At 62.3% G+C, this 19,576-nt stretch carries 18 protein-coding genes, 2 tRNA genes and 1 pseudogene; 9 read left to right on the top strand and 12 right to left on the bottom strand.

Annotated elements, in window-relative coordinates; translation table 11 throughout:
- Window positions 1-446: 446 nt before the first annotated feature.
- Window positions 447-519 (bottom strand) — tRNA-Ala (locus J8F10_RS34555).
- A 23-nt stretch (window positions 520-542) separates the two neighbouring features.
- Window positions 543-616, bottom strand: a tRNA-Ile gene (locus J8F10_RS34550).
- Between the two features lie 383 nt (window positions 617-999).
- Between J8F10_RS34550 and prpB the strand changes: the two genes are divergently transcribed.
- The 4 genes from prpB to J8F10_RS34530 all read left to right on the top strand — a co-directional run bounded on the left by prpB (window position 1,000) and on the right by J8F10_RS34530 (window position 4,158).
- Window positions 1,000-1,881 carry a methylisocitrate lyase gene (gene prpB / locus J8F10_RS34545; RefSeq protein ID WP_210661669.1) on the top strand — a complete coding sequence of 294 codons (882 nt, stop codon included), beginning with the start codon at window positions 1,000-1,002 and terminating at the stop codon, window positions 1,879-1,881.
- A 103-nt stretch (window positions 1,882-1,984) separates the two neighbouring features.
- Window positions 1,985-2,797, top strand: coding sequence for an ABC transporter ATP-binding protein (locus J8F10_RS34540; protein ID WP_210661667.1), 813 nt, complete (start codon window positions 1,985-1,987; stop codon window positions 2,795-2,797).
- Window positions 2,794-3,510: a hypothetical protein gene (locus tag J8F10_RS39540; RefSeq protein ID WP_315854217.1), complete on the top strand. Its 717-nt coding sequence runs from the start codon at window positions 2,794-2,796 to the stop codon at window positions 3,508-3,510. The genes J8F10_RS34540 and J8F10_RS39540 overlap by 4 nt, the downstream gene beginning before the upstream one ends.
- A gap of 33 nt (window positions 3,511-3,543) precedes the next feature.
- Window positions 3,544-4,158: a hypothetical protein gene (locus tag J8F10_RS34530; RefSeq protein ID WP_210661664.1), complete on the top strand. Its 615-nt coding sequence runs from the start codon at window positions 3,544-3,546 to the stop codon at window positions 4,156-4,158.
- A gap of 74 nt (window positions 4,159-4,232) precedes the next feature.
- Here J8F10_RS34530 and J8F10_RS34525 read toward each other — a convergent pair whose 3' ends face one another.
- Window positions 4,233-4,961, bottom strand: a complete 729-nt coding sequence (locus J8F10_RS34525; protein WP_210661662.1) for a DUF4956 domain-containing protein — start codon at window positions 4,959-4,961, stop codon at window positions 4,233-4,235.
- A complete protein-coding gene (locus J8F10_RS34520; protein WP_210661660.1) occupies window positions 4,954-5,763 on the bottom strand; it encodes a polyphosphate polymerase domain-containing protein in 810 nt (269 codons plus the stop codon). Before J8F10_RS34520 ends, J8F10_RS34525 begins: the two co-directional genes overlap by 8 nt.
- An 893-nt stretch (window positions 5,764-6,656) precedes the next feature.
- Between J8F10_RS34520 and J8F10_RS34515 the strand changes: the two genes are divergently transcribed.
- Window positions 6,657-8,084, top strand: a complete 1,428-nt coding sequence (locus J8F10_RS34515; protein ID WP_210661658.1) for a DUF1501 domain-containing protein — start codon at window positions 6,657-6,659, stop codon at window positions 8,082-8,084.
- 167 nt (window positions 8,085-8,251) lie between these two features.
- Here J8F10_RS34515 and J8F10_RS40095 read toward each other — a convergent pair whose 3' ends face one another.
- Window positions 8,252-8,377, bottom strand: a complete 126-nt coding sequence (locus J8F10_RS40095; RefSeq protein WP_261363105.1) for a hypothetical protein — start codon at window positions 8,375-8,377, stop codon at window positions 8,252-8,254.
- A gap of 732 nt (window positions 8,378-9,109) precedes the next feature.
- On the opposite strand from J8F10_RS40095, the gene J8F10_RS34510 reads away from it, so the two are divergent.
- From J8F10_RS34510 to J8F10_RS34495, 4 genes and pseudogenes are all read left to right on the top strand, one after another.
- Window positions 9,110-9,658, top strand: a complete 549-nt coding sequence (locus tag J8F10_RS34510) for an RNA polymerase sigma factor (protein WP_210661656.1) — start codon at window positions 9,110-9,112, stop codon at window positions 9,656-9,658.
- Entirely contained in the window at window positions 9,645-10,400 is a 756-nt protein-coding gene (locus J8F10_RS34505; RefSeq protein WP_210661655.1) for a hypothetical protein, read from the top strand. Before J8F10_RS34510 ends, J8F10_RS34505 begins: the two co-directional genes overlap by 14 nt.
- A 164-nt stretch (window positions 10,401-10,564) precedes the next feature.
- Window positions 10,565-10,759: pseudogene (locus J8F10_RS34500) on the top strand (Rdx family protein); the annotation flags it as partial.
- 123 nt (window positions 10,760-10,882) lie between these two features.
- Window positions 10,883-12,508, top strand: a complete 1,626-nt coding sequence (locus J8F10_RS34495; protein WP_210661651.1) for a DUF1559 family PulG-like putative transporter — start codon at window positions 10,883-10,885, stop codon at window positions 12,506-12,508.
- A 238-nt stretch (window positions 12,509-12,746) separates the two neighbouring features.
- Here the strand turns inward: J8F10_RS34495 and J8F10_RS34490 are convergent, their stop codons facing one another.
- From J8F10_RS34490 to J8F10_RS34460, 7 genes are all read right to left on the bottom strand, one after another.
- Complete coding sequence (locus J8F10_RS34490) at window positions 12,747-13,466, bottom strand: response regulator (RefSeq protein WP_210661649.1); 720 nt, start codon at window positions 13,464-13,466, stop codon at window positions 12,747-12,749.
- Window positions 13,467-13,471: 5 nt separating this feature from the next.
- Window positions 13,472-14,704 (bottom strand): ATP-binding protein, encoded by a 1,233-nt coding sequence (locus J8F10_RS34485; protein WP_210661647.1) that lies wholly within the window; start codon window positions 14,702-14,704, stop codon window positions 13,472-13,474.
- A 511-nt stretch (window positions 14,705-15,215) separates the two neighbouring features.
- Window positions 15,216-16,427 carry a HEAT repeat domain-containing protein gene (locus tag J8F10_RS34480; RefSeq protein ID WP_210661645.1) on the bottom strand — a complete coding sequence of 404 codons (1,212 nt, stop codon included), beginning with the start codon at window positions 16,425-16,427 and terminating at the stop codon, window positions 15,216-15,218.
- 179 nt (window positions 16,428-16,606) lie between these two features.
- On the bottom strand, window positions 16,607-17,842 hold the full coding sequence (locus tag J8F10_RS34475) for a hypothetical protein (RefSeq protein WP_210661643.1): 1,236 nt from the start codon (window positions 17,840-17,842) through the stop codon (window positions 16,607-16,609).
- 176 nt (window positions 17,843-18,018) lie between these two features.
- Window positions 18,019-18,279 (bottom strand): hypothetical protein, encoded by a 261-nt coding sequence (locus J8F10_RS34470; RefSeq protein ID WP_210661641.1) that lies wholly within the window; start codon window positions 18,277-18,279, stop codon window positions 18,019-18,021.
- A 56-nt stretch (window positions 18,280-18,335) separates the two neighbouring features.
- The gene (gene larE, locus J8F10_RS34465) at window positions 18,336-19,205 is read right to left on the bottom strand and encodes an ATP-dependent sacrificial sulfur transferase LarE (RefSeq protein WP_210661639.1); all 870 of its coding nucleotides are present in this window, start codon (window positions 19,203-19,205) and stop codon (window positions 18,336-18,338) included.
- A 27-nt stretch (window positions 19,206-19,232) separates the two neighbouring features.
- Window positions 19,233-19,574 carry a hypothetical protein gene (locus J8F10_RS34460; RefSeq protein WP_210661637.1) on the bottom strand — a complete coding sequence of 114 codons (342 nt, stop codon included), beginning with the start codon at window positions 19,572-19,574 and terminating at the stop codon, window positions 19,233-19,235.
- Window positions 19,575-19,576 lie beyond the last annotated feature (2 nt).

Below are 19,576 nucleotides of genomic sequence, written 5' to 3'. Positions count from 1 at the left end.
TTTGTCTCTGTCGTACACTCGCCACCACCCATCCCCGGCCGGCACCCGCTTTCACGGGCACCAAACCAAGCACAAGCGGCACCGAGAAGATGCAACTAACTTGCTTCACCAAGTTGTCAAAGATCAAACACGCGGGCCGTCACACGGCCCGCGATACTGGGCAGCCCACCTCTCCCCTCTCAGGAAGACCGGGCCACCCAAATGGCTCGCTCGCCCTGTCGAGCGATGCGAGCCTCGTTTTTCGCAGCTTTGGATCGCAACTCCTTATCGGTGTTGCGTTTCCATCACTGCGAAGAGTATGTTAGTCGCGTCCCATTCCACTGTCAACCCGGCCCGCGATTTTTTCTTCTCATTTCCTTTGCAAATAATTCGCAAAGGCTCGCAGGATTTTCGGAACCATGCCTCTTATGGCCGTGATTCCGCGGATCTCGCACGACTCTCTGGTGTGGAGAAGAGGGGAATCGAACCCCTGACCTCCTGCTTGCAAAGCAGGCGCTCTACCAGTTGAGCTACTCCCCCGAACCGTGTGCCGCCAACCTAGGTGCGCGTGCCTGGATTTGAACCAGGGACCCCGTCGTTATCAGCGACGTGCTCGTACCAACTGAGCTACACGCGCGACATCTACCCTCTTACCCTTCATGCCACAACTCCGATTGACCCCTATCAAACGCGAAAGCCAAACCGATTTGGTTTGGCCCCCTCAACAACCAAGTTGTCGGGAGAGCTATCCGCCGAGCGGAATCGTCGCGATTGAAATCGGCAACCGGGTAATCATGCACACCTCAAGGGGTGGGATTGCACGTTGAGATTCTAAAAGCGAGACACTTGGTGTCAAGGGGCCGGTTCGCGCACCGCCCGAACGCGACGCGCTCGGCAAATCGCGGCGCGTTGCTGTCAAACGACTTCCGACAATTCCGGTCGTTTCAAAAATTCTTCCTTCGCATTCCCGGTGGCGCTATGATAACGCGGATTTCACTTGTACCACTTACGGGCAAAATAATGGCCGATTCCACTCCGATTTCGCCCGGCCGCCGGCTCCGTGACGCATGGGCACACGGACCGATCGCGATCCCCGGCGTGTTCAATCCGCTCGTCGCGAAGATGGCCGAACGCCTGGGTTTTCATGCTGTTTATCTCTCGGGTGGGGCGCTCTCGGCGGGCAACGGCGTGCCCGACATCGGGTTGCTCGCGCTCACGGAATTCACGCAGGCCGCACAACTGACCGCACAAGCGACCACGCTGCCGTTACTCTGCGACGCGGACACCGGGTTCGGCGAAGCCCTGAACGTTGAGCGGACGGTTCGCATGTTTGAATCGGCCGGAGTTGCGGGGATTCACCTTGAAGACCAGGAGATGCCGAAGCGCTGCGGGCACCTCTCCGGGAAATCCGTGGTGAGCGCGGAAGTGATGGTCGCGAAGATTCGCGCCGCGGTCGCCGCGAAGAAAGACAAAGACTTCGTCGTTCTCGCCCGCACGGACGCGAAGGGCGTCCACGGCTTCGACGACGCGGTGACGCGCGCGAAGATGTATCTGGACGCGGGCGCGGACGGAATCTTCCCCGAGGCGATGGAGTCGCGTGAGGAGTTCGAGCGGTTCGCGAAAGCGGTGCCCGGCGCGACATTACTGGCGAACATGACGGAGTTCGGGAAGTCGCCGAATATCGACGTAAAAGCTCTCGGTGCAATGGGTTACCGACTGATTCTTTTCCCACTAACGGCGTTCCGCGCGGCGATGAAAACGGCCGAAGATACGCTCCGCGACCTCATGACAAACGGTGTGCAAACTGCGAGCATTCCGAACATGCAGACGCGAGCCGAACTGTACGATGTACTCGGCTACACCGGCTACGAGGAACGCGACCGGGCGTACTTTGGTGGGTGAATAGAAACGCGCCCCAGGGCGTTGCCCTGGGCTTAGGAATCGCGCCCCTTCGGGACTTTTTGCAGACTGAAGGTCTGCGCTTCCTCAACCCCGGGAACCGAAGATGTCCGACGCACCCGCACCCGCGCCGATCGTTCAACTCCTCGGCGTGAGTGTGCAGTTCGGTACGCAAACAGTGCTGGCCGGAATCGACCTCGACATCTTTCCGCAAGACACACTCTGCGTCATTGGTGAAAGTGGGTGCGGCAAAACCGTTCTGCTGAAACTGATCGTCGGCCTCCTGAAACCGACCACGGGTGAGGTGCTGTTCGAGGGCATACCGATTCACCAGCTTTCCGAACGCGACCTTACACAGTTGCGTCTTCGGGTCGGGTTCTTGTTTCAGCAAGCGGCACTGTTCGACAGTTTGAACGTGTTCGATAACGTCGCGTTCGGTCTGCGTGCCAAGGGGGGAGTCAGCGACACGGACATCGCCACGAAGGTGCGCGAGCACGTCCTGGAAGTCGGCCTCCCGGCATCGGTGGAAGCCAAAATGCCGGTGGAGCTCTCCGGCGGGATGCGGAAGCGAGTCGGGCTGGCGCGGGCACTCGCGCTCGACCCGGACATGATGCTCTACGACGAACCGACGACCGGGCTCGACCCGATCATGACGGACGTGATTAACGAGTTGATCCTCCAAACGCGCTCGCGCCGACCCGTTACTTCCGTGATCGTGACGCACGAGCTACGAACCGTGGACAAGTGCGCGAGCCGCGTCGTGATGCTGTACCCGCGCTCGCGCCTCAACCCGGACGACAAACAGATCCTCTATGATGGCCCGCCTACGGGCCTCACACACGCAGACGATGCCCGCGTCCGGCAGTTCGTCGAAGGTGAGGCACGCGACCGGCTCACGGAATTGAGGGACGCGCCGTGACGGAAGAGGAATGGCTGAAGTGCGATGACCCGCGAGCAATGTTAGCGCAGCGCGGCGTTTTCAACGAACGACAACTCATCCTCTTCGGCTGCGCATGTTGTTACCGTCACAGGCATCTGTTTGCAGAAGCTTGCCTCGACGCGATCCGAGCCGCTGAACAATACGCAGACGGCGAGTGTAGTAGTGACTGGCTTCGAGCAGCAAGAGAGGCCATCGAAGACGCTTATCCCAACATCTACTGGACGGCGGATTTCCCAAATCTGTTGCCCCATTGGGCCGCATGGCTGACCGCGTTTGATATAGACGCGGCGATCGAATTTGGAAGGCAACATCCTCTGGACAGCGATCACTTCGTTGACATGTTCGTTGCACTCAAATACGAATTATCCGAATCTGTAGTACGCGCTGTTGATGAGACCGGACGGTTCACCACTCGCAGACCCGAACACGCAGTACAATCTGCCCTCCTGCGTGATATCATTGGGAATCCGTTCCGACCAGTTACACCCGATCCCGAATGGCTCACCTCAACTGTAACCGCGCTGGCATCGCAGATGTATACGTCGAGTGATTTCAGCGCGATGCCGATTCTGGCCGACGCGCTCCAGGACGCGGGCTGCGATAACACCGACGTTCTGAACCACTGTCGCGATGCCGACGCGACACATGTTCGCGGGTGCTGGGTCGTGGACATGATGCTGGGCAAGGAGTGACGCTGCTCCCTTTCTGGACCGAGGTGGGTATCTGTGGAGCAGTTCGACTTCCACGGGCTTGAACTGATGCGACTCCCACGTGGGCCAATCGTTTGTGGGCGCTGCGGAGATGCGGAGTTTGCGATCGGGAGTGTGTTCACCGAACTGCACTGTTCTCACATTGAAAGACGCGGAACGCTACACGGTTCGGAGTGCGTCGAACTCAGCCTTGAGGCCGAAGTTTGTCTTCGGGTGGTCGAAATCAACGCCTATAGCCAATTAATCGAGCGGCTTTATCCGGGTTGTACAGCCGGCATTCTTTTCGATGGAAGCGGGTTGGATCAGTTGGCGCGAATCGACTTTGCGTCCGACGCCCGAATGGGCCGATATTGGTCCCTTTGGGGACAACGCTCAGGTTCGGGCGCGCCAAACTGTGGCACCTTTGCTTACCCTCAACCCGGAACCATCACCCCGGAATTCTTGACCTCGACCGTGATATCACTGGCAAAAGCCATTCATTCTGATTGCGCATTCGACCGGATGCCGATCCTCGCTGATGCTTTGCAGGATGCCGGGTGCCAAGATGCCGACATTCTGAACCACTGTCGGGAGCAAGGGCGACACTCTCGAATTTGTTACGTCCTGAATCGCATCTTGGGCCACTTGTAACGCGAACAATGAAAACGAAAACGGGCGAGGCACTGTAGCCCCGCCCGATAGCCAATCATTAGATCAACCGACGTCTAATCGCGCTTGGATTCGGCCTTCCATTCCGCGCCCTGCACACCCTCGGTACGGTTCAGATCGCCGATTAACGCGAGCGGCGCAGCGCCCTCGCGCAGGCGCAACGTGTACGTTAGGTCGAGCGCCGTCCCTTGTCGCACCGTGACGACCGCGGTCAGTTCCACGCCCTCGGCGTGCTTCGCGAAGGTCGTTGTTAGCGCCTCCGTCAGATCGAGTCCGATCCCGGTGCGAACCACAACCGTTGTCGCGGGGCGCATTTGCACTTTGGGGACCGCCTTCTCACCACTTCGGCCCCAGTAAGCCAGTAGCCACGCGACGAACCCCACAATCGGAATGCCAACCGCCGCAACGAGATACGCACCGGCCCCCGCAGCCATTCCGACCACGACCGCGAATATCACGAACGCGGTATCGCGCGTGTCTTCGACCACCGTGCGGAACCGGACGATCGACAGCGCCCCCACGAGCGCGAACGCCCGCGCGATGTTCGTGCCGATCACCATACTCACCATCCCCAAGAGGATGGCGAGCAGCACCATCGTCGCCACGAACGAAGCCGCTTGTGCGCGGGTCTTGCGCTGGGTGAGGAAGTACGCCAATCCCGCGGCGATTCCGAACAGGGCCGCCAGGGTCAACCGCAGGGCAATGTCTTCAGGTGTCAACGGTGGCGGCTCGGGTTGCACAGTGTCCGTAAACGGGTTCGTCGCTTCGCCCGCGTGCTTAGGCATTCACGGTCCTTACGGGCGCGAGCCCCGCGGCATGTACGAACGTGCGGTACTTGGAAACGGGCGTGGGTGTGAGCCCCAGGTCCGCCACGATCCCCTTGAACAGCGCGGGCATTGCGGTGCGAAACTTGAACTCGGTCACGACCTTGTCCACAAGCGCCGGGACCGGCCCCACGGCCTCGAGCTTCCACTCGCCCGCCAGCACCCCGCGGATGTTGCGGTCGAAGGTCAGGCGCACGGTTCCGCCGTCCGCCGTGCCCAGGTACGCGACGCGCTCGTAGGCCACGCGGCACACGGGGCGGAGCTGCTTCTGAAGGAGCTGGCTGTGGAACCACTCCCCGGCCCACTCGCCGTTCAGTTCCGGGGCCGCGAGGTCCGGCACCTCGGACGCACTGATGCGCACCCGGTGCTTGCGCACCTTGTCCCCGTTCTTGGTCTTGCGTTCCACGAACACGGGACCGGTGAGCCCGTAGCGCCGGACCCGGAACTTGTCGCGGTCGTACCCCTCGGTCCGGTAGAACACGTCGAAGTTCGGGGTGTCCGTGTACACGCTCGTGGTGATGTAAGCGTTCCCCAGTGCGGGATCGGCATACGGATCGAGTGCCAGTTTCCCCGTTACGCGCGCCACGACCTCGGCCGCCTGCTCCTCGGTCAGCAGGAACTTCACCTCGTAGGCGGTCGCGCTGTCGGCGCCGGCCGCGGGGTTAAACAAGGAGGGCGACTCCAGCCCGCGGGCAGACGCCGTGTATCCACTCCCCGAGAGAGCAAACGCCGCCCCCTCGGTGGTATCGGACAGATCCGACATTCTCACCGCTCCTTCGCCCGTTCTTCAAACGGGGTTGCATTGTGAAACGGAACCGATCGGCCGTCCGGGACAGCCGGTCGTTGACTCTTTTCCTGGCGGGGGAGTCACACCAAAACCTGGCAGCGTTTGGTGAGAAACGGTACGGGAGGAGCGTCCGCAGGAGAACGTAGACATTACCCGAAATACAACGATCCAGTCTACTGCAACCAACCACCGGATGCGCGGACTTTTCGCCACCATTTCGCGCGCCTTCAAGGTCATAGCACGACCACGAATGAGCGCAGAACGATCAGGGGCATTCACGGTACCCTCACCATTCCTTTACGATGCGCTCGCCACGTTAAAGTGATGCGTCCGCGTCAATTTCGTGGCGCAATACGACGAAATTCCTCGTGTCTTCTTGGCAAATAGTATACAATTGAACAAAATCTATAGGCCGAACGTCTTGTCTATCTGGGTGAGAAGGACTGTTTTCGGCACAAGTATTCGCGGAATATTGGCCCGATAGCGGCCCGAAATGACAGTAATTGTTAGTGTTTGTTAGCCGCTGGCGCGAGGGTGTAGACGGGGCAATCGCGTTAAAAGCACGGAAATATCAGCAGTTGAGAGCTGTTCACGGGGGTCGCAACCGGCCCCGGGGCCAAAAGGTTAGCAATTGTTAGCCGGTAGCCGAAGCGGGGATCAATGAACGCGCGATGGGACGCCGAAGCCGAGTAAGTGTCCACTCGCGAGAGCCGAAGGTAGTTGGCGCTGGTTTCGCGGGGGCGATCGCGGGTATAACTGACAAACGCTCCCGGGTGTTCGCGGCGCGTTCTGCGCGATCCGCGGCACCAGGCGTGGGAGCATCGTTCTTGTCGATTTCCGAGCGACCGCGGTCGCAACGAGGCGCTGAGATGAGCCACCGTTTCCCACACGTTCCCACGCTCGCCTCGCGACGCGACTTCCTCACCGCGGCCGGAGGAGGGTTCGGCGCGTTGGCACTGGCCGCGCTCGCGTCGGCGGAAGCGCCCGCACCGAACGCGGTCGATCCGCTCGCGCCGAAGAAGCCGCAGTTCGAGGCAAAAGCGAAGTCCGTGATCTTCCTGTTCATGGAGGGCGGGCCGTCGCACGTCGACCTCTTCGACCCGAAGCCGGAACTGACCAAGCAGCACGGCAAACCGCTCCCCGCGAGCTTCGGGAAAGTGCTCACGCCGATGGGTACGGGCGGGAATAACCTGCTCGCCAGCAAGCGAAAGTTCGCCAAGCACGGGAAGAGCGGCCTGGACATCAGCGACTGGCTCCCGCACACCGCGAAGTGCGCGGACGACCTCACGGTTCTGCGTGCGTGCTGGGCCGACGGGCTGAACCACGTCGGCAGCGTGTGCCAGATGAACACCGGCTCCATCCTCGCGGGGCGCCCGAGCCTCGGTTCGTGGGCGCTGTACGGCCTCGGCAGCGTGAACCGCAATCTGCCCGGGTTCGTGGTGTTCACGGAGGGCGGGCCGGAACCGCTCGGCGGCGCCCGCAACTACGGCACCGGCTACATGCCCGCGACCTACCAGGGCACGCTGTTCCGCAACGGACCGAACCCGATTCTGAATCTGAATCCCCCCGCGGGCGTCGACGGCGAGCGCCAGAAGGATAAACTCGGTCTCGTCCGCGAACTGAACGACATCCACCGGCGCGAGCGCGCGAGCGACACCGAACTCGCCGCGCGCCAAGCCGCTTACGAACTCGCGTTCCGCATGCAGGCCAGCGCGCCCGACGTGGTGGACCTGTCGAAGGAGAGCGAGAAAACGAAAGAGATGTACGGGCTAAATCGCAAGGAGACGGCGGAGTTCGGCCACCGCTGCTTGCTCGCCCGGCGACTCGTCGAGCGCGGCGTGCGGTTCGTGCAGGTGTATTGCGGCGCGGGGAGCCAGTGGGACGCGCACTCGGACATCGAGGGCAACCACACGAAGATGTGCGGGCGCGCGGACCAACCCACCGCGGCGCTCATCCGCGACTTAAAACAGCGCGGGATGCTCGACGACACGCTGGTGATTTGGGGCGGTGAGTTCGGGCGCACCCCGATGAGCGAGGGGGCGAGCGGGCGCGACCACAACCCCTACGGCTTCTCAATGGCAATGGCGGGCGGTGGCGTGAAGGGCGGGTGCGTTCACGGGACGACGGACGAATTCGGGCTCTACGGCATTGATGGTCGCGTCCACGTCCACGACTTCCACGCGACGATTCTTCACCTGCTCGGCTTCGACCACACGAAGCTAACGTTCTTCCACAACGGGAAGGACGAACGGCTCACGGACGTGAAGGGCAAAGTGGTGAATGAGATCCTGGCTTAGGGGCTGCGAAGCAGCCGCAGATCGCGCAGATGAGCGCAGATAAAATCAGAAAGGAACGAAAGGCAGAATCACGCAAATCGCAAGATGATAACGAGATAGGACTTGCAAGTTTCTTCTGTCCTAACCTGCGTTCATCCGCGTGATCTGCGGTTCTTCTCCGGTACCGCTCACTTCTTCGGTTGTGTCGTGGGCCGGTCGTAGTCGCTGTTCTTGTTGCGCTCGCGGGAACCGCCGCAGCCGGTCGCGGCAAGGCTCAGCGCGAAAAGCAGGCCGAAGATGAAGGCGCGTTGCACGGGTGACTCCGCGGAAGTGAGGATTCGCTGTTCGGCGTTTCCGACATCCGACATGCTATGAAAATGACAAAGGGTCGACCGATGACCGGTCGACCCTTGTTCCACGTAAACGTGGCCCGCGATCACGCGGTACCAAGTTACTTGGCCGGGGTGGCCGGCTTGGTCGTGGCGGCGGCGCCACCGCAGCCAACAACGGTGGAGACGGTCAGAGCGACGACCAGAGCAGCGATAACCTTCTTCATCAGAAACTCCTCAAATATGTTGGGGCACAGCTGAAACAACAGAGAGGTTCCTCACGCGTCCCGGACGTCCGGGGTTGCGACCTTCTGTTTTGTTGGGGTTGAAAAAGAGCAACACAATTCGGGCAAGTGAGGCAATTTTCAGAGCGCAACTCGTTTCCGAATCGCGGATTCTGTCGCCATTATTGCCGGTCAATGCGGTTAATCCGTTTCACCCACGCCCACATTGATACGAAGCCGGGAAGGATATTCCCGAAAAATTTCCGACTCGCAAAAAATTCCTCCTATCGTGATCCCCGCCCCAAGACCGGCAGCACCGGGTCGAAGACCGAATGAGCAGCAAAATGGTCGGCGGCTGCGTTCGCAAATTCCCGTGCTCCGAACTTCGGAACTTTGGCACGCGGAACTTCTTGTGACGTGAGAACAGCGCGGCGCGCGAACAAAGTTCGGGAATAAACCCCGCGGTTCGGGTTCGTAAGAGTGAGGGCCTGGTATGGCGTCTGGCGGCTTGCCCCAATTAATCGACGCTCACTACGAGGCCCTCTACCGGTACGCCTACCGATTGAGCGGGTCCTCGGCGGACGCCGAGGACCTGACGCAAGAAACGTTCGGGAAGGCACTCGCTCGGTTGCCCCAGCTCCGCGAACCGGACCGCGCCAGGGCCTGGCTGTTCCGAATTCTGCGGAACGTGTATTTGCATAAGATCCGCGACCAGAAGCGGCACAAAGTGGTCCCGCTCGACGCGGTGGGCGACCTGCCCGATCGGTCCGGCGACGACCCGGTGCCGGAGATCGACCCGGCCAAGCTCCAGCACGTGCTGGACGAACTGGATGAGACGTTTCGCACGCCCATCATCCTGTTCTATTTTGAAGAGTTCAGCTACCGCGACATCGCCGAGCAAATGGATCTGCCGATCGGAACCGTGATGTCGCGCCTGGCGCGGGGGAAGGCGTACCTCAGAACCCGCCTCAGCCCGACCGACGAAGCGGACCGCGAACGGATCGCGAGCGCTCCGAAGAAGGTGACCGATGGACTGCCGTGACGCACAGTTTTACCTGAGACTCCGCCGCCAGGCGCCCGACGAACTCGGCCCGGACGTGAACGCGCCGCTCGATGACCACCTGGCCACGTGCGCGGCGTGCGCGGCGAACGGGCGCGCGATCGCGTCGTTCGACCGCGCCGTGGCGCGAGCGATGCTCGCGGTGCCGGTCCCGGCCGGGCTCCGCACCAGCCTCGTGGCGCACGTCGCCGAGAAACAGGGCGCGGTCCTGCGCCGGAAGGCGTACCGGGCCGTCGCCGCCCTCGCCGCGTCGGTCCTGCTCGTGGGCATCGCGCTGGGCATCTTCACCAACACGCGCCCCAAAGTCGAAACCGACGCACTCGTTCAAAGGGCCGACGAGCAACTGAGCGACCCCGAGCGAGCCACACAAGAGTGGCTCACCGCCCAGAAGCTCCCGGACCGGCTCCCGGACGAATGGGCGCTGAACTACGACCTCGTGATGCACAAAATGCACGAGAAGATTCACGGCGAGTACGTACCGGTGATCGTGTTCCGGAGCTCGGACCCGCGCGACCCCACTGCGTTCGCAAAAGTGTACTTGTTCCCCAACAACGGCCGGTTCGACCTCAAGAACATCCAGGACGCCCAAGCCTCGCTCACCACGGCCCGGGTCGTTGTCGGGCAAGGTGACTTGCGTGGCATCACCTATGTGATCGTTCATACCGGCGGCCCCCTCGACGGACTCAAACAGTTTCGCCGAAGCCTCAACGGTCCCAGGGCCTGAATGCGATCCTTTCTTAGTTTCCTCAGCGCCCCGGTTTGGTGACCGGGGCGTGTTCGTTTGTTGCGTACAATTCCCATGTCGGTGACGCGCCGACGCTCCATGTCTCACCGAGGTGCATCATGAACATTGAACTGAGGTACTGCTCGCTTTGAGGGTACGAGCCCAAAGCCGTCAGTTTGACGGCCACGCTGTTGAGCAACTTGAAGCAGAAGATTAAGGGGCTGACGCTCGTCCCCGCGGGCGGCGGGTGCTTTGAAGTGACGCTCAACGGCGAACTGATTTACTCGAAACTCAAGACCGGCCAATTCCCCGACGAACAGACCGTTCTCGAATCCGTCCGGGACCGACTGAAAAAATAACGCCGGTTCTTTGTCGAACATTTGATAGCTCAACATCAGTTCCGCGCGCTGAAGGACCGGCGTGTTGTGTTGCTCCAACTCTGCGGCGATAATTTCTCCACCCCTTTCCCAACGGAGACCGCCATGCCCCGCCGGTCACTCATCGTGCCACTCGGCATTTTGCTCACGTGCCTCGTGCTCGTCCCGGCCTGCAAGAAGAAGCCGCCCACGAGCCCCGACGGGACCACGGAACCCGGCCCGAGCGCGGCCCCGAACGCCGCCAGCTCCGATCACGTGCTGTTCGCTCACCTGAAGGTGAAGGACATCGGTAATAGTGACATTTTCACAGAAATTAAGCAGGCATTTACAAAAACAGGCTGGGATCAGATCGAGGAAAAACTCAGTCAGCGAATCGGAATAAAACCGACCGATTTTGATGCGGTGACGTTCTGCGTGACCGAGGCTCCAGAAAACGGAGAACCAAAGTTCGTCCTAATCCTTGCATCCAATAAGCCGGTCAACAAAACCACAGCTTTCGGCCTCCAATCGCAACACCTTATGCAAGACTTTTACAAGTTATTCGACGAAGGGCGCATCCACTTCCCGAACGACAAAACTGTGGTTCTGCTCAGCCCGGTTCTGATACCACAATATCTCGAAGGTTACGCCAAGAACCAGACGAGCGGGTGGCCGCTCACACCGGACTTGACGAAGTCCGCCGCCGGACACACGGCGTTCCTGGTCGCTCGGTTAGACAAGTTTCCCACAGAAGCACGAAACGGGCGCGAGATGAAGGAATTCGCGCCGCTCCTGGCGGCCCACACCCTCACCGTGACGGCCGACCTGAAGGGCAAGGAACTCAGTGCCACCGCCCGCGCCGCGTTCCCGGACGCAACCGCAGCCAACCGAGCTAAGGAGAAAGGTCAAGAGTTGATGAAGATGGCGACGGGCGAGGTCGAGAAGCTCATGACGGGCAAGTCCGACCTCGGCGGCGTGTTCCCCGCGGTCAAGGAAGCGCACCGCACACTCCAAACTGCGAAGGTCGAAGTGTCCGGGTCGGATCTGACTCTAGCGGCCAGCTACAAGGCCGACTTCGACATCGGGCAGATGGTCGCCGAGGCCGTGAAAAAGATCCGCGAGTCCGCCGTGAAAATGTCCGCATTAAACCACTTCAAGCAGATCGTGCTGGCACTGCTCAACTACGACAGCGGGTACAACGCGGCTCCCGTCCACGGGGTCGGACCAAAGGGCGCGTTGCTCAAGAACGCGAACGAGAAGCCCCTGTTGAGCTGGCGGGTCGCTATCCTGCCGTACATTGATCAAAATGATCTCTACCAGCAGTTCAAGTTCGACGAGCCGTGGGACAGCGAGAACAACAAGAAGCTCATCGACAAGATGCCCAAGCTGTTCGCTCCGGTCGGCAAGCCGAGTAAACCGGGCTACACCCACATGCAGATGGTCGTCGGCCCGAACGCGCTGCAACCGCCGTCCGTCAACATCCCCCACTCGTTCCCAGATGGGACGTCGAACACGATCGCGGTGGTCGAAGCGGCCGAACCGGTCATCTGGACCAAGCCGGACGACGTGATGCTGCCGGGCGCCGCACTGCCGAAGGATCTCAAGAAGAAATTCGGTGGGGTGCAACCGGGCGGGTTCAATGTCGCGCTGTGGGACGGTTCGGTCCGGTTCATCCCCGACACCGTTAGTGAACGAACCCTCGGCCTGCTTCTCAATCCCAAGGACGGTCAGGTGCTCCCGTCCGACTGGTGATCGACCAAGGGGCAGTGGCGCTCAAGCGATCGAGACCGTCGCAGTGGGTCGAACGAGCCGCGACCGCAAGGGAGCGGGCTTCCTGTGCCGTACTGTGCCCGATGCGCTGGGAGCCCAAGCCCGCTCGCTCCGCGAGCGGACCACTCCCTTGCGGTCGCGGCTCGTTACGAGGCTAAGGCCCACAAAACGCGAAAGGCCCGCCAAAAGGCGGGCCGTTTGCGTGAACACGTCAAAGCGCTTACGCCCGCTGCACGGACAGGAACAGTTCGCTCATTTTCATGCCCAGTGCCAGGCAGATCCGGTACAGCGTTTCGATCGACGCGGAGTTCTTACCCAGTTCGATCTGGCTCAGGTACCCGAGCGAAACACCGGTGCGGTCGCTCATGTTGGAGAGCGTCAGCGCCAGGGCCTTTCGGCGCTCGCGGATCGCCGCACCGAGTGCCTCCTTGAGCGCGTCCTCGGTCATCCGGAGGAGCCCCTGGCTCTCCAGGCACCGGTACACGATCTCGCGGAGCTGCTCGATCTGGAACGGCTTGGTCAGGTAGTCACAGGTCTTCGCCCGGAGGCAGTTGATCGCGCTGTCCACCGACGGGTAGCCGGTGACAACGACGATGTTCGCGTCCGGTTGGTGGTCGCGGATCCAGCCGAACACCTGCTCCGCTTCGAGCCCGGGGAGCACGTAGTCCAGCACGATCAGGTGGTACCGCCGGCTCGACGAGAGCGCGGCCTCGACCATCATCGGGTCGGACACGACCTCGGTCACGAAGTCGCGGTTGTTGAGCGCCGCCTGGATGACGGCGCACGTGTGCGGGTCGTCGTCCAGGATGAGAATGTGGATGTCACCCGAGGACTGGAGTTCCCGCGACGCGGGCATCGCTTGTGCTTTTGGCGGCGGCGTCATAATCGGGTACAACGGTTTGGGTGTCTGGGTCAATCGGTCCTCAATGTCGTAGGGCACGGTGTCTAACCTCCGACCGCGTTGGCGGTGACAGATCCGGACACGGCCGGGGGTCGGGCGGCGGCCAGCGGCAGCACGACCCGCACCTGAGTGCCGGTTCCGGGTGATGGTACGGGTTCGAGTTGAATTCCCCCGCGGTGCGAACACAGCACGCGGTACACGATGGCCAATCCTAGCCCGCGGTGACGCACCTTGGTGGTGAAAAACGGTTCCACGAACAGCCGCCGCCGCACCTCCGGCTTGATCCCCGGGCCGGTGTCAGAAACGGTGATTTGCAGGTACCCGCCGACCCCGGCGCGCCCCAGATAAGCGCGGGCGTCGGCGTCGGTCATCTCGACCGGCCGGGCCGCGACCCGGACCACGCCGCCCGCCGAGCACGCTTCGACCGCGTTCTCGAGCAGGTGCCCGATCACGATCTGGAGCGGTCCGGCTTCGACCGCGACCGGCGGCAGGCTCGGCGCGAACTCCTTTTCGATTCGGATGCCGTTCTGGGCCGCGATCTTGAGCCGCGTTTCTTCCTTCGTTAGAGCCAGGGCCACGGCGCCGGGGTTCGGCTTCACCTGTCCGCTGCGGCTCAGGTGGTGCAACTGCTGGGTGAACTGGATCCCGCGCTGCCCGACCTTGCCGATCTCGGCGACGAAGTTCGCGGGCTGCGAGCCGGGTTGCAACAGCGGGAGCGTCAGGTCCGAGAACCCGATGATCCCCTGGAGCAGGTTGTCGAAGTCGTGTGCCATGCGCCCGGCGATCACGGCCACGTCGCCGAGGCGCTGGTACAGGCGCTCGGGATCGATCACGGGGCCGATGAGGGCCGAGAGTGCGGGGGTACGTTCAACGGTCTTGGCGACGAGTGCGAGGTAGGCCCGTTCGCCATCGGCCCAGGGCTGCCCGGCGGTCTTCTCCGCCCACAGCACCCCGATCGGGCGCCCGGCCGGGTGAACGGCGGCGAACACGCGCCCCGTCGTCCCGGGAATCGAGTACAGCACCGTAGATTCGCCGCTCTTGAGTCGGCGGAGGGCATCGGGTACTTCGGGCGGGGCCGAGATTTCAATCTCCAGCCCGGCCTGGACCGTTTTCGTGATCGAAGCGCTCTCGCTGGCCCACACGAACCCGCACGACCGCCATCCGCACGCACGCGCCCACCCGGACAGCAGTGCATCGAACGCGGCCGGATCGGTGGTTTCTTGCCACCAGTTCGGGACAAAAGCGAGAGCAGAGGTTAGGGTTCCGGGTGTGGACATCTACAGCTCTCCGGACCGTCGGCGTGGGCGAATTCGGCCGGGTATGGTGCGACCTGAATTCAGTGAATTCATCCTGTATCTAGAACGGCCAGAAACGAAGTCAACCGGGTTGTATCGCTTCAGCCGAATCGACCAGTCGTGCGGAAAGATGGGGTGGATACAAAAACGCTAGCGAAAGTACATTGTGGGTTAAGTTTGCGTTCTGGAGCGGAAGTAAGGACCGCAAACTTAGTTAGCAAACCGCGAGCCAGAAATGGACTTTATTGTGGCTGTTCCCGCCGGGGAAAAAGTGCAAAAGAATTCGGTAATCGTCCACAGAAAGGGTTGCAATCCGTCGCTCGACCCTAATTGAAGATTACTGTTGCTCGAGGATAAGCGCGAGTCCGAACTTGGATCCGCGCGCACCTGCGTGGTTCAGGCGACTCGACTCGGCACACTCTCGCAAATCTTCGACAGCTATCCTGGTGAACACGAGAGTGAGCAAAACATAACCTCAGCGTGCCATATGGCACTACTGTTTCTTTTCCGGGTCTTTCTTCGGCTCCGGCTTCTTCTCGATTTTCCGAATCGCGACCCCGGCGGCCTCGCGGACCTTTACTTGCGGATCGGCCAAGCGCAACCGCAGCGCGACGATCGTTTCCAGCGCCTCGGCCTTAACGCCCTTATCGGGGGATACGAGATCGGCCCCGAGGTTGTCGTACCCCAGCGCGGCGATTTCATCAATGAGTGCGAGGCGCACCTCAAAATCCGGCTGTTTGGCGGGGTCGAGTAACGGGCGCAGATCCTTGAGCCGGGCCTTCACTCCCGTCGGCCCGAGGGCGGAACCGAACGCCCGCACCGCGTCCACGCGAATGTCCTTTGTTTTGTCGCTCAGCACCAGTTTGAACAACTCGTCCACGGCTGGCGCTGCAGCCGATCCGAACGTGCCGAGCGTCCTGGCAGCTCCGCGGCGCACGTCGTCTTCCGCGTCGGTCAGTGCGACCGTGAGTGCTTTGATAACCGGCTCGGATTTTTCTGCGAGGAGCCCGATTGATGCGAGTAGTTCTCGCCTGATGTCGAGGTCTTTTTCCGCGCCGAGCATCGCGGCCATACCCTCGGCGATCGTGGTCCCCGCTTCCGGGGTGACGCGCCCGAGCGCGTAGATCGCAGCGATGCGTACCGTTTTGGTGGGGTCTTTAAGAAGCGGGATCAGTTCCGGCGCCGCGGACTTCGCCATCGGGCCGGCGAGTGCCAGTGCTTCCCCGGCGGCAACGCGAACGATCGAGTCGGGATCTTTGAGTGCCGGGGTGAGCGACCCGACCCCGGCCGCACACACGAAGGGGAACTTGGCCATCGCAGCGATGAGCTCTTTGCGGACCTTCGACTCCTTCTCGGTCTTGAGAACGTCGATCAGCGCCGGCGCGCCGTACTGTTTCATGTCCTCTTCGCGGAGCCCCGCGAGAACGATCGCGGCCTGGGCGCGAACGGCCGCGCTCTTGTCGCTCCGGAGCACGGCCACAACGTACTCGATGGCGCCCGTCTTGCGATCCATGATCCAGATTTTGCCCAGCGCGTCGATCGCGATCGAGCGCTGCCGGACCGACTGGCCCGTCTGTGCGGTGCTCGCCCACTCGCTGAACTTCTTGCCCTCGTAGACCGGGTCTTTATCGTCGGCGCGCCCCACCCCGCTCGTCAGCGCGACGAGTACACACACACCAACGACCCGCGCGGCGGTAGCGAACATGCTATGGTCCTCGAAGCGGCTGTTCGGCCAATCTCGATGATATGACGGACGTGGCGAGCTGGTCAAACAGTTTCACGCGGTGGGTACCGCGTGCGCAGGCGCGAGGAATCGCCTACTTCACTCGACCCAAGGAGGTTCGTGCGGCGGTTCAGAATCACCGCACGAACTGACGCCCGGCGTTACGCCGCATCTTCGACAGTGCGGATGAAGTCGCGGGCCGCCACGCGGACCCCGCGAACCGCTCGCCAGTAGGCGCCCACCAGAATCAGCCAGCCGATCAGCAGCGCGGCCTGCTCGTACATCAACCGGTCTTCGGCCGGCTGTATTTGAGGTTGCAGGTGGATCTTGTATTGGTCCAACCCAAATAGTACCAGCACAGGGATCAGAGCACAGAGGAAGCCAAAGAACCCTACCGCACGAGCGACAGCCGGCCGCTTCAGCGCTAATCCGCTCGCCGTCAGAGCCGTGAGGAACCAGAATTCCGCGAGCGGCGCACAAAGCAAGAACGCCGTCAGAGCGTACTTTGCTTCTTCGGTGAATTGCGCTTTCTTACACACGGCGTGACTAAGAAGCGCGACGAACGACACCAGCGCGAGCAACCCGCTCAGTGCGAACAACCCCCGCGAGCCACTGTTCCGCGGGCCACCGCTGCTAAAGAGCCGGCCAATGGTCAACAGGAAGCCGGCCATGAAAACCGGCACCCCATACGTCAATATGTCGATTTCCTCGGTCTTCGTGAGCGGGATCGCGTCCGGCCCGCCGGAGTTGATGTACCCATCGATCTTGACCCACCCCTCGCCCTTCGGCAGTTCGCCAACGGCCCGAGTGTACACCGCTTTGCCGAAGCCAACGAAACCGAGCAGGGCAACGAAAAGTAGCGCGAACTGCACCCAGAAGAGTCCGCGCCGAACGGCCGCCCACCTCTTCGCGAGCACCTGATCGGGAGTCGTCTCCGTTCTCGGCGCACTCGGCTTCGGTTCGGGCTTCGCGGGCTTCGGGCGCGGCTTGGCTCCGCGCTCGCGCGTTGGGAGCGGCTTCGGTTCGGGTTCCTGGTCCGGCTCCGGGTTGAACTCCGGCGGGGGAGCGAGTGCCGGGTTGAACGCCCGCGGGGGGGCGGTCGGGACGGGCGCGGTCGGGGCGAGCCCGGACGGAACCGCGCCCCAATCTTCGGGCGACGCGACCGGTGCCGGGCGCGGGGGACGCGGGGCGCGACGCCGGGGGAGCAGGGCGCGCGGGTGGGGCGGGGGAGCGACTGGTGGGAGCGGGGCCGTGGGCGCACCGGCCTCGGCCGATTCCTCGGCCGTGGGTACCGGCACCGCCGCCTGGCAGTACGGGCACTTCACCCGCTTTCCCGCGGACTCGTCCCGCGCCCGGAACCGCTTCCCGCACGACGGGCAACCCAACGTAATCGGCATGGCGACCAACTCCCGGCTAACGGCACGGCTGTAAGGTGAGCGTCCCAACGGACGGTCGGTGCCGACATGGTAAGCCCGAACGCGGTACGGAGGAACCCCGCGCGCGGGAAAATCGCACGTTGAAGGTTCGTGACGTGCGGTAGTAACGCGCCGGGCGCGCACGCGAGTCGTTCAGATCAGAACCGTGGGGCGGGGCGCTTCCAGTCCGCGTCGTAGGGAATTGAGAAAAGTTGTTGAAGTAACTCGGCCTTGTTCGGCGCGTCACCCAGGAGCACTTCAACGGCGTTCCGCAGTTTGACGGCACGCGGATCGGTCACAACCGTATCGGAGCCGCCCCCGCGACTGATGCGGTCGAAGATCGCGGCGGCTTCGAGCAGCTTACTCCGCGCGTCGAGGAAAAACTGGTCCAGCGCGGTCGCGGCAGGGAGCGGGGTCATGACGAATTCCTGGCGTCGAAAAAGGCACGAAAAGAAGAGAGCCGCCACCAATACAGCTACTCTTCCCTTCGGAATTTCAGTTTCAATTCCAACGGCACCAATTCGTTCAGGCTACCCGAGCGGAAGCCGTCGAGATCGAGTGTCACAAACTTGAACCCCAGCGCGTGAAGCGTTCGCGCGAGTTCCGCTCGTGCCGGTTCGCACGCCAGTGCCGCCAATTCGCCCGGTGATACTTCGACGCGCGCCAGATCGCCCTCGTGGTACCGCACGCGGCACTCTCGCAACCCGAGCGAGCGCAGGTACGCTTCCGCGTCCTCGACGCGCTTCGTGCGCTCTGGCGTGACCGCGACGCCCGGCGCCATGCGGCTCGATAAACACGGCGCAGCGGGCTTGTCCCAGGTAGGGAGTTCCCAGTGCTGCGCGAGTGCGCGAACGTCCGCCTTCGTGAACCCGGCCTCTTGCAGCGGGTGGCGCACGAAGTGTTCGGCCGCCGCGACCAGCCCCGGCCGGTAGTCGCCGAGGTCGTCGAGGTTCGCGCCGCTCGCCATGACGGGAACTTCCAGTTCCGGCAGCAGCGATTCGACGGTGGTGTACAGTTCCGTTTTGCAGTGATAACAGCGGGTGCCGTCGTTCTTCGTGTAGTCCGGGTTGCGGAACTCGTCCGTGCGGACGACGACGTGGCGAATCCCGATCAGTCTCGCAAGTTCTCGCGCGTCGGCGAGCTCGGAGCGGGCGACACTCGCGCTGTCAGCGGTCACGGCTACGGCACGCGCGCCGAGCGCCAGGAACGCGGCTTTCGCGACGACAGTGCTATCGATACCGCCACTGAACGCGACGGCCACCCCGTCGAGTCCGCGCAGCACCGCGAGCAGCCGGTCCCGCTTCGCCACCACTTCCACAGTCGGGTCGAGAGTTGCTGTCCCCATACTTTCAGTATACCCAGCGGGCGGTAATCAGGAGTTCGCAGGCTCGTCGCGTTTGGTGAAATCGAGTGCCGGGTTCGGTTCGGCGTCCGTGCTCGCGGTCGGGGCCGGTTGAAACGGCCTGCGTACCGGCGTGGTCGCTTGCTCGTAAGCGAGCGCCCCCGCGTACCACTTCGCAAGATTCACGCCGCCCAACACGATAGCGAGCAGCGCGCCAAACGTCAGGCGCGTGAGGTCGTTCAATTTCGCCGCGATCTCTGGTGCGAACACCCGGAGCGCGAGAAGCCCGGTTCCCGCGAACACCATGAACAGGCCGAACGCGAGCCGCATGTGCCGCACCGTCATTGCCGCGCCCCCAGTGGTTCCTTCCATCT

This window comes from Gemmata palustris, assembly GCF_017939745.1.
GTDB classification, from domain to species: Bacteria; Planctomycetota; Planctomycetia; order Gemmatales; family Gemmataceae; genus Gemmata; species Gemmata palustris.
Note: the sequence above shows the minus strand (reverse complement) of the source record. Positions and strands in the feature narration are given on the sequence as shown.

Bases quoted from the DNA above. Each gene is read 5' to 3' on its own strand.
- prpB (WP_210661669.1), top strand. From the start codon at position 1,000: ATGGCCGATTCCACTCCGATTTCGCCCGGCCGCCGGCTCCGTGACGCA.
- J8F10_RS34540 (WP_210661667.1), top strand. From the start codon at position 1,985: ATGTCCGACGCACCCGCACCCGCGCCGATCGTTCAACTCCTCGGCGTG.
- J8F10_RS34525 (WP_210661662.1), bottom strand. From the start codon at position 4,961: ATGCCTAAGCACGCGGGCGAAGCGACGAACCCGTTTACGGACACTGTG.
- J8F10_RS34520 (WP_210661660.1), bottom strand. From the start codon at position 5,763: ATGTCGGATCTGTCCGATACCACCGAGGGGGCGGCGTTTGCTCTCTCG.
- J8F10_RS34515 (WP_210661658.1), top strand. From the start codon at position 6,657: ATGAGCCACCGTTTCCCACACGTTCCCACGCTCGCCTCGCGACGCGAC.
- J8F10_RS34510 (WP_210661656.1), top strand. From the start codon at position 9,110: ATGGCGTCTGGCGGCTTGCCCCAATTAATCGACGCTCACTACGAGGCC.
- J8F10_RS34505 (WP_210661655.1), top strand. From the start codon at position 9,645: ATGGACTGCCGTGACGCACAGTTTTACCTGAGACTCCGCCGCCAGGCG.
- J8F10_RS34495 (WP_210661651.1), top strand. From the start codon at position 10,883: ATGCCCCGCCGGTCACTCATCGTGCCACTCGGCATTTTGCTCACGTGC.
- J8F10_RS34485 (WP_210661647.1), bottom strand. From the start codon at position 14,704: ATGTCCACACCCGGAACCCTAACCTCTGCTCTCGCTTTTGTCCCGAAC.
- J8F10_RS34480 (WP_210661645.1), bottom strand. From the start codon at position 16,427: ATGTTCGCTACCGCCGCGCGGGTCGTTGGTGTGTGTGTACTCGTCGCG.
- J8F10_RS34475 (WP_210661643.1), bottom strand. From the start codon at position 17,842: ATGCCGATTACGTTGGGTTGCCCGTCGTGCGGGAAGCGGTTCCGGGCG.
- J8F10_RS34470 (WP_210661641.1), bottom strand. From the start codon at position 18,279: ATGACCCCGCTCCCTGCCGCGACCGCGCTGGACCAGTTTTTCCTCGAC.
- larE (WP_210661639.1), bottom strand. From the start codon at position 19,205: ATGGGGACAGCAACTCTCGACCCGACTGTGGAAGTGGTGGCGAAGCGG.
- J8F10_RS34460 (WP_210661637.1), bottom strand. From the start codon at position 19,574: ATGGAAGGAACCACTGGGGGCGCGGCAATGACGGTGCGGCACATGCGG.